The following is a 7,555-nucleotide window of genomic DNA, read 5'->3' on the forward strand; positions in this document are numbered from 1 at the left end:
ACATGAACAAACGTTGAAACGCCGCGGGTTAAACGTCGCTAAGCGCCAGTGTATAAAGGCTCAGACGTATTGCGGTTTAAATAAAATATGTATAATTAAAATCATAGAATATTTAGAGGAGGGTGATGAAATGCAAGAATCACCGAAACAAGAAGGCCAACAGCTTTCTAGAGGTTTAAAAAATCGTCATGTTCAATTAATCGCTTTAGGCGGAACCATCGGAACTGGTTTGTTCCTAGGAGCTGGTGAATCCATTCATTTTGCAGGACCATCAATTATTTTAGCTTACTTAATTGCTGGGATTGCTGGATTCTTTATCATGAGATCACTTGGCGAATTATTATTATCAAACGTTGATTGTCATTCATTTATTGAATTTATTGAAAAGTACTTAGGCGAAAAAATGGGATTCGTTGCCGGTTGGACTTATTGGGCCTGCTGGATAACAATTGCCATGGCTGAAATTACTGCTGCCAGTTTGTACATAAAGTATTGGTTCCCAAGTGTGCCACAATGGATAACTGGTTTAATCATCATTATTATTTTATTCCTATTGAACACAATTAATGTATCAGCATTTGGTGAAACTGAATTCTGGTTTGCATTAATCAAGGTTGTTGCTATTTTAGCTTTAATCGCAACAGGAATTGTACTAGTAATTATGAATTACAAGACCCCAGTGGGTCATGCAAGTCTTTCAAACCTATTTGGTCACAAGATGTTTGCACACGGTATCTCAGGATTCTTAATGAGTTTCCAAATGGTAATCTTTAGTTTTGCCGGAATTGAAATGATTGGTATGACTGCTTCAGAAACACACGATCCTGAAAAGGTTATTCCAAAGGCTATTAACGAAGTTCCTTCAAGAATTTTAATTTTCTACATTGGTTCATTAGTAGCATTAATGTGCATCTACCCATGGAACTACATCAATGCTTCATCAAGTCCATTCGTGCAAGTATTCCAAAACATTGGAATTGCCGGAGCTGCATCAATCATCAACTTTGTTGTGTTAACTGCAGCTGTTTCCGCATGTAACTCATCAATCTTTACAACAGGTAGAATGGCATACTCACTATGCTACGGTACTGACAATAAGGTTGGTAAGAAGATTGGTTCATTAACTAAAAACGGTTTACCAGCAGCGGGAATCGTATTCTCAATTGCTGTTATCGCAATCTCACTATTCTTGAATGCTTTCATTCCTGATGGTGTTTTCCAATTGATTTCAAGTGTAGCCACCACATGCTTCCTATTCATTTGGGGATTAATCGTTATTGCACATATTAAGTACAGAAATTCTGTTAAGAAGAACAAGGAAGAAGACAAGCTAACATTTAGGATGCCTTTATTCCCACTTTCAAGTTACTTTGTATTAGCATTCCTACTATTCGTAGCTGTTGTATTGCTATTTAGAGTAGACACAATGATTCCATTAATCGGATCAATCGTATGGATTGTATTCCTATACATCTTCAAGGTTGTTAAAGACCGCGTATAAAAATAAAACAGGTTCAACGACTAATTACTTAATTAAGTGGTTAGTTTGCTTGAAGCTGTTTTTTTATTTTTCATTTACTCAATAATAGTTTATTCTATTAGTAAGGAAGTAGGTGGCAAGAATGAAATACTTTATAGCGGATACGCATTTTCTTGATAAACACATGATAGGAAATAAGAATTTCGCGCCACGACCATATTTCTTTGTGGATGAGATGGATAACGATATCATTAAAAACTGGAATGAAGAAGTTTCTGACAGTGATATTGTTTATCATTTAGGCGATATCGCAGTCTGTCATGAAAAGCCCCAAAGAAAAGCACATGAAAAAATTTATGATATTTTAAAACAATTGAATGGAAAGATTGTCTTTATTAAAGGAAATCATGATAGTAGAGCTTTGTTCAAGTTCATTGAAAAAAATAACTATGAATTAAATGGAAAACCAAAGTTTTCTTTCCACGATGTCGGAGCCTTGATTAAGATGAATCACGCCCAATACTATATGACTCATTATCCATTGATGATGGGCCAGGTTGGGCCAATTATTGATCTTCATGGGCATATTCATCACTATTCAGTGCCGGTTAAGGAAAATATCAATGTTGGAGTCGATAGTCCAGAAAAAGACTATTTAGGCTATGAGAAGCCATTTGGTGCTCCGTTTAGCGAACAGGATATTTTTAAGATGGTGGAACAAAAGAAAATTGATTTTGCCAAAAGACGATAAGGAGGAAGTAAGTTTGGAAAAAATTGCTATTTTACATACCAATGATTTACATTCACACTTTGAAAATTGGCCAAGAATAAAAAGATATTTAATTAGCGAAAAACAAAAGCTGGAAAAACAAGGTTATTTTGTCATTACTGTTGATTTAGGTGATGCGTTAGATAGAGCTGATCCATTGACCGATGCTACTAATGGTAAAGCCAACGTTGAATTATTAAATCAAATTGGCTATGATGCCGCAACAATTGGTAATAATGAAGGTTTAACCAATAGTAAAGACCAGTTAAATCATTTATATGATGACGCCAACTTTGACGTTGTTTTAGCTAATATTGTCGATTCTGATACTAAGAAGAGACCTACTTGGGCTCATGAGACCAAAATGATTAACACACCTGATGGTAATCACATCAAGATTTACGGTTTAACAGCCCCATACCAATCAACATACACTCTTGAGGGATGGACCCCAATCGATGACCAAGAAAAGATTCCTGAATTATTGGACAATGATAAGGATGACGAAGTACTAGTATTGTTATCTCACTTAGGGGTTACTCAAGACAGGTTAATTGCTAAGAAATTTCCACGTTTTGACGTTATCATTGGAAGTCATACTCACCATTTGTTTGAACATGGTGAAAGAGATAATCAATCATTATTGGCTGCTGCTGGTAAGTACGGATACTACGTAGGAAAAGTAACACTAGAAGTTGAAAATGATCACGTTATCAATAGTGAAGCTAGTGTTGTTAAAACTAGTGACTTACCTGTTGAACCAGAAGACAGTAAGTGGCTTGATGCTTTAGAAAAACGTGGTCAAGACATTCTGGCTCAATCTAAAGTTGCTAAGTTAGATGAAAAAATGGATAATGGTCTTCGTGGTAAACCAAGAATGGTTAGCGAATTTCTATCTGCGATGAAAGAAAAGGCAGGCACTAAAGCAGCAATCGTTAATAATGGATTGTTCTTACACGCTCTTCCAAAAGGCATTGTAGATAAGAACCAATTACACCAAATCTTGCCACATTCTATGCATGTAACTAAGACAACATTATCAGGTAGCGACTTATGGCGCATGGTAATGGAAATGCAAAAGAATTGGAAATTCCTAATTGCATATGAACAAAAGGGAATGGGCTTTAGAGGAAAGTACTTTGGCCAATTGAACTATGATGGAATCGATGTTGACGACCAAAACAATGTTTACTTCGATGGTAAATTGATTGACTTTAATCAAACCTACGAAATCGCATTATTAGATCATTACATCTTCATTCCGTTCTTTCCAACGGTTGCAATTAAGGGTGATAATAATATCTTGTATGATCAAACGCTTAGAGAAGTGTTCGCATCATACCTATCAAAGAAATATCCGCTAGAATAGGAGAGGATAATTTTGGATCGTAAGAGTATTGAAGAGCTAGTCGAAGAAAAGAATAGTAACTATAAACCACTAGCTAACATAAAACTTGAAGACGAAAAGACCATTTTAATTAATGGCCACAAATATGAAATCATCAGTAATCGTAATAACTGTTTTAATATTGATGACTTCACTGCTAGTTACAATCCCATTTTTAGTAGATACAGCTTTATCGTTGGTGATTACGGATACGGCGTATTAAGACTAAAGGGATTTTCTGACGATGGTAGTAACACACCATTACAAAACCAATTCATGGCAATTCAAGATTATTTATATGAATATGCCAACATGGGCGCGGACTACTTTGTCTTGCATAACTTAGAAGTAAAGACTAAGCCAAATGGTTCTTTCAATAAGCGAAGAGGACGTCGTTCATCTAATAAGAACAACCGTCATGCCTTTATTAAAGAAAAGGTCACTAATGAAAAGCCTCGTGTTGATAAAAGAGAACACGTGACAGTGACCCAATCAAAGGGACATGGTAAGAGACACTTTACAATTAAACAAAGAACGGACTAGGAGAGAATATTAATGACAAAGTATAAGGGTTATTTCATTGACCTTGATGGCACAATTTATGCCGGAAGTAAGAGAATTCCAGCTGCCAAGAGATTTATCGAAAGACTACAATCAAATGGGATTGATTTTCTTTTCGTAACCAATAACACAACCAAGATGCCAGAAGATGTAGTTAAAAACCTAGGTGATAATCATGACATTCATGTGAGTGTCGATAATGTTTACACTGCCGGACTAGCTACTGCTGATTATGTAAAAAAAGATGCGGAAAGTAATCAATTCGACAAGACAGCTTATGTTGTTGGTGAAAAGGGATTAATAACTGCTCTTCAAAATAACGGTTTTGAAATTACTGATAATAATCCTAGTTATGTAATCGTTGGGTTAGATAGTTCAGTCACTTATGATCAATTAAGTAAGGCAGTTCTATTAGTAAGAGATGGTGCTAAATTTATTGGTACTAATCCAGATAGCAATATTCCAACTGAAAAAGGGATGCAACCAGGAGCAGGTTCATTAGTAAAACTTGTTGAATACGCAACCCAACAAAAACCGGTTTTAATTGGTAAACCAGAATCAATTATCATGCAAAACGCATTGGATAAGATTGGTTTGAATAAGTCTGATGTAGTCATGGTTGGAGATAACTATATGACTGATATTTCAGCGGGTATTAACTTTGGCATGGATACCCTAATTGTCTACACTGGTTTATCTACAAAGGAACAAGTGGCACAAAAAGAAGTTCAACCAACTCATCAAATTGATTCATTGGATGACTGGGAAGTTTAATTTGAATATTGAATTTATGAAGTATCGAGCATTGTCGTTAGTAATCATCTTGTGGTTTATAACTTGCTCGATATTTTTATTTATGAACATGCCATTTATATATACGTCAGTTGTCCACATATTAAACGTACAACATGATATTAAAATGAGTTCAGGACAAATCAGTGATAATTACTTATTGATTATTAGATATTTGCAGTCATTCTTTATTAGTGATATGCAAACGACGTTGCCAATTAATAACGTGGTAAGTATACACTTTGGGGATGTGAGAAGGTTAATTCTTTTAAATAATCTCTTTATTATAGTTATGACGCCAATAGTCATCAAAATATTGATTAGATTAAAGAAAAATCGCCTTTTATGGCTTTTAAAATCAGCTTTTAGGCAAATATACGGATGTTTTGTATTTCTTTTTGTGTTTGCCTTAATTGATTTCAACGATGCGTTTATCTTTTTCCATAAAATCCTATTTAGAAACAACGACTGGATTTTTAATGCAAAAAAAGAACCAATCATCATACTGTTTCCAGATCAGTACTTTATGATTGGCTTTGCTTTTATATTTATATTTGTAACATTATTTTATTTGATACTATTACGATTTATTAATAGATCAACACAATAAAAGAAGGACTCCAACATAGGAGTCCTTCTTTTATTGTGCTTTCTTTTCTTTTTTGAACAATGCTACCAAAGCAGGGATACAAGTTACTAGGATGATACCAAGTACAACCACTGAGAAGTGTTCTTGTACGAATGGGATGTTTCCGAAGAAGTATCCTCCACCACAACATAGTAGTACCCAGACGATACAAGCAGCTACGTTATATTTAACGAACTTGCTGTATTTGTAACCACTTGAGGCTGCAATGAATGGTGCGAAAGTTCTGATGATTGGCATGAATCTAGCAATAAATATAGCTAAGATACCGTATTTATCAAAGAAAGTTTTTGCTTTGTCTAGTTGTTCTTGTTTAATGAACTTACCAATGTGTTTTTGTTTAGTAAGTTTATTACCAACTTTTTCACCAAGGAAGAAGTTTAATGAGTCACCGACGATTGAAGCAATTAAGAATAGGATGATAAATATGAATATACTTAGGTGATATTTTGGATTTGCAGAGATAGCTGCTGCTGCAAATAGTAATGAATCCCCAGGTAGGAAGGGCATAATTACGATTCCAGTTTCGATGAAGATTACTAGAAATAGTAGTAGGTAGGTCCAATCACCAAAATAATTAACCAAGTTAATGATGTGTTGGTCAATGTGTAATATAAAATCTATTAAAAGTTGCATTTCTCTCTCCTTTTGTTGTTTAACTATATTTTAACAAATTTACATGATTTACATTAAAGTTTTTTTAAAATAATTTAGTAAAAACACTTAATCATTTTTACTTCGTTAGCTATAATAGATATAGCAATTAAATATTTGGAGGACAAAATGACTCAATATCCACAATTAAGTATAGATGATAAATATAAGCCGATGGCTATTCTAAAGACAAATTATGGTGACATTCAAATAGCTTTGTTTGAAAAACAAGCACCTCAAGCAGTAGAAAACTTCATGAAATTAGCAGAAGTTGGTTACTATGACGGAACAACTTTCCATAGAGTTATTAAAGACTTTATGATTCAAGGTGGTGATCCAACAGCAACCGGAGCGGGGGGAGAAAGTATTTGGAATCGTCCATTTGATGATGAATTTTCTAAAGACTTATACAACGTACGTGGAGCTGTGTCTATGGCTAATTCTGGTCCAAACACCAATGGTAGTCAGTTCTTTATTGTACAAAATAAGACACTTCCTGAAACACTAATGGATCAAATGAATGAAGCAGGATTCCCTGAAGAAATCATTGACTATTACGTTAAGAATGGTGGAACACCATGGCTAGATTTCAGACATACTGTGTTCGGACAAGTAGTTAAGGGTATGGATATCGTTGATAAGATTGCAGATGCTAAAGTAGATGCAAGTGATAAACCCGTTGAAGATGTTCTAGTAAACAAAGTAGAAATTTTCAAATAAGTACTTGACCGTCAAAAGACTTCCTGGTAGTATAAATATTGCTGTTGAGAGAGATTACTTAATCTTCTCAAATGACCTTGAAAAATTGATGTTGACAGTGATTGATGATTTTGATATCATAATCAAGTCGCGTTAAATCAGTTGATTTCAAGCGTTGGCAAATAAAAAAAGTTATTGACACTGTGTTGATAATTTGCTATGATTAATGAGTTGTCGATTGAGACAGCAAGTTAATAAAAGGTAGATCTTTGAAAACTGAATAAGATTGATAATCGATGATGTGTAAGGAACTTACAACTTGGTTGTAAGAATTAAACATTGCGAAGTCAATTCGCTTATAAAATAACAATTTATTCAGAAGAGCTAAGTTAAGCTTTTCATCTTAAGATGAGAGTTTGATCCTGGCTCAGGACGAACGCTGGCGGCGTGCCTAATACATGCAAGTCGAACGAGCTCTCCCAAATTGATTTTATGCTTGCATAAATGATTTTTGGATTCGGAGCGAGTGGCGAACTGGTGAGTAACACGTGGGTAACCTGCCCCGAA

At 34.7% G+C, this 7,555-nt stretch carries 8 protein-coding genes and 1 rRNA gene; 8 read left to right on the plus strand and 1 reads right to left on the minus strand.

What is annotated here, in order from left to right:
• Positions 1-130 precede the first annotated feature (130 nt).
• From RZ55_RS02705 to RZ55_RS07345, 6 genes are all read left to right on the plus strand, one after another.
• On the plus strand, positions 131-1,501 hold the full coding sequence (locus RZ55_RS02705; RefSeq protein WP_057175693.1) for an amino acid permease: 1,371 nt from the start codon (positions 131-133) through the stop codon (positions 1,499-1,501).
• 121 nt (positions 1,502-1,622) lie between these two features.
• Positions 1,623-2,231, plus strand: a complete 609-nt coding sequence (locus RZ55_RS02710) for a metallophosphoesterase (RefSeq protein WP_054483242.1) — start codon at positions 1,623-1,625, stop codon at positions 2,229-2,231.
• Between the two features lie 13 nt (positions 2,232-2,244).
• Complete coding sequence (locus RZ55_RS02715) at positions 2,245-3,618, plus strand: bifunctional metallophosphatase/5'-nucleotidase (RefSeq protein ID WP_054483244.1); 1,374 nt, start codon at positions 2,245-2,247, stop codon at positions 3,616-3,618.
• Between the two features lie 12 nt (positions 3,619-3,630).
• A complete protein-coding gene (locus tag RZ55_RS02720; RefSeq protein WP_034532203.1) occupies positions 3,631-4,179 on the plus strand; it encodes a YutD family protein in 549 nt (182 codons plus the stop codon).
• Between the two features lie 12 nt (positions 4,180-4,191).
• Positions 4,192-4,971 (plus strand): TIGR01457 family HAD-type hydrolase, encoded by a 780-nt coding sequence (locus RZ55_RS02725; protein WP_034535331.1) that lies wholly within the window; start codon positions 4,192-4,194, stop codon positions 4,969-4,971.
• 16 nt (positions 4,972-4,987) lie between these two features.
• On the plus strand, positions 4,988-5,599 hold the full coding sequence (locus tag RZ55_RS07345; RefSeq protein ID WP_431354840.1) for a TIGR01906 family membrane protein: 612 nt from the start codon (positions 4,988-4,990) through the stop codon (positions 5,597-5,599).
• A 30-nt stretch (positions 5,600-5,629) separates the two neighbouring features.
• Here RZ55_RS07345 and RZ55_RS02735 read toward each other — a convergent pair whose 3' ends face one another.
• The gene (locus RZ55_RS02735) at positions 5,630-6,271 is read right to left on the minus strand and encodes a VTT domain-containing protein (protein ID WP_057175695.1); all 642 of its coding nucleotides are present in this window, start codon (positions 6,269-6,271) and stop codon (positions 5,630-5,632) included.
• 147 nt (positions 6,272-6,418) lie between these two features.
• On the opposite strand from RZ55_RS02735, the gene RZ55_RS02740 reads away from it, so the two are divergent.
• Both RZ55_RS02740 and RZ55_RS02745 read left to right on the plus strand, forming a co-directional pair.
• The gene (locus RZ55_RS02740; protein ID WP_034530939.1) at positions 6,419-7,009 is read left to right on the plus strand and encodes a peptidylprolyl isomerase; all 591 of its coding nucleotides are present in this window, start codon (positions 6,419-6,421) and stop codon (positions 7,007-7,009) included.
• Between the two features lie 383 nt (positions 7,010-7,392).
• Positions 7,393-7,555, plus strand: a 16S ribosomal RNA gene (locus RZ55_RS02745); the annotation flags it as partial.

Origin of the sequence: Apilactobacillus kunkeei, assembly GCF_001421115.1 — a bacterium.
In the GTDB taxonomy this organism is placed as follows: domain Bacteria; phylum Bacillota; class Bacilli; order Lactobacillales; family Lactobacillaceae; genus Apilactobacillus; species Apilactobacillus kunkeei_F.